A 1,706-nucleotide genomic window follows, 5' to 3' on the forward strand; every position below is an offset into this window, starting at 1 on the left:
CTTCTCTCTCTATGATCTTTCGTTTTCTCCCTTATTCTAGCTTATTCGCAGTATTTCTCGTTTGACTTGACAGACTTCATAGACAGGTATGACTAACAGGGACTCTGGACGGGTAAATGGGTGCGTTCAAACAAGGGCATAGCCCCATTTTCTAAAATATGGTCGCACCTTGGATGTCCACTTGCACCTTTGTGGCTTACTCTCTCACATCTCCCGGGGTCTCCTGTGAGCCCACTACATTCCTTCGTCCTGCCTGCCAAAGGGTGGATGCCGTTGTCTGCTGCCCGCCAGGGTCATTGCCCCATAGAAGTGTGTCGGACCGGCTACTCCGTGCTTCATTTGTCAAACGAAACTAACTGTCGGTGAACCAGACTACGTGAAACGAAGTCCCTTAGGCAACATTCTGTAAAAGTTCTACGTGTACAGGTCCAAGCATCTTTGCTGGATCGTATGGAACTTGCTTACGTCCGAGTGCAAACAAAACTCGAATCAGTCGGCAACTCAGCGCAATCGCTGACTGCATCTTCTTCAGCGGATTCTCCGCCCTCTTCGTGTAGTGCTTGTGTAAAGCTTGAAACTCAGCGTTCTTTGCCAGTAACGGAATCACACAACGGAACAATAGTGACCTCAGCTTCGGGCGTCCACGCTTACTAATCGTCGTCCGCCCTTCATGCTTGCCAGAGCTGTTCTGTTTAAGATTGAGCCCGGCTAATTTCTGAATCTGTTTGGGACTGGTGTAGTTCGACAGGTCTCCGACTTCCGCCAAGAAACCAGCAACCGTCACAAGTCCGACGCCAGGTATGCTCATCATTTCTGGCGTCCCAGGAATCTGACTCACTAATTGCTCTACTTCACTCATCAGAAGGTCTAGTTGCTCTTGGTACAAGTCATATTGGCCAAGAAGGATCGCTAGTTCTTGGTGACCCATCCTCAGCCCTTCAGTCAGTCCAATGGACTGTTCAGCCATCTCTTTCAGGAGATTCGCCTTGCTTTTCCCAATGCCTCGCAAGATACCGCCATCTCGCCATGCCTGGACGATTTCGGATGTTGTTTTTTCCTGAATATCTACCGGACAGGGGAACTGGTGCAGGCATATGAGAGCTGCTTTTCCTTCCCAATCCTTAAAGACCTCTGTGAACTCTGGGAAGAAGCGATCTAACCAGTTGTGAATCCGCGCTTGAACCCGTTTTAGGTCCTCGGACAAACGGTCTCTTTCATTCATTCCTACACGCAAATCAGCGTAGATATCTTCCGGAATGTGGGGTTCGGAGTACCGTCCATCCTTGACCAATAATGCAATGACCCGTGCATCTTTACGGTCATTCTTTGTTGGACTGTTGTCCTCAAGTTCCTTGGTCTTCTTCACATGCGACGGGTTTACCAGCACTACATAGATGCCCTCCCTACGGAGGAACTGGGCAAGATTTATCCAGTAATGCCCTGTGGGCTCAACACCCAAAATGACATTGTCACAACTGTGGTCCAGCATGAGCGACCGAATCCAGGTCCGCATCTTCAGAAAGCCCGGTCTAGAGTTGTCAAAGGTCAGCGGCTTTCCGAGCTCCACACCTCTAACGTCGCACGCACGTGCCACATGGACCTTCTTCGCGATGTCTGCTCCGATAACCAAGGTCGAATCTGTAATACGACGAATCTTGCTGTTTTGCGTTATACTCATCTTGTAAAGCCTCCTGATTAGTGGTGTG

The 1,706-nt window shown here is 49.5% G+C and carries 1 protein-coding gene; it reads right to left on the minus strand.

Annotated elements, in window-relative coordinates:
• Positions 1 to 391: 391 nt before the first annotated feature.
• Positions 392 to 1,678 carry an IS110 family RNA-guided transposase gene (locus tag AN477_RS14690; protein WP_054969923.1) on the minus strand — a complete coding sequence of 429 codons (1,287 nt, stop codon included), beginning with the start codon at positions 1,676 to 1,678 and terminating at the stop codon, positions 392 to 394.
• Positions 1,679 to 1,706 lie beyond the last annotated feature (28 nt).

This window comes from Paenalicyclobacillus ferrooxydans (assembly GCF_001399675.1).
In the GTDB taxonomy this organism is placed as follows: Bacteria; Bacillota; Bacilli; order Alicyclobacillales; family Alicyclobacillaceae; genus Alicyclobacillus_B; species Alicyclobacillus_B ferrooxydans.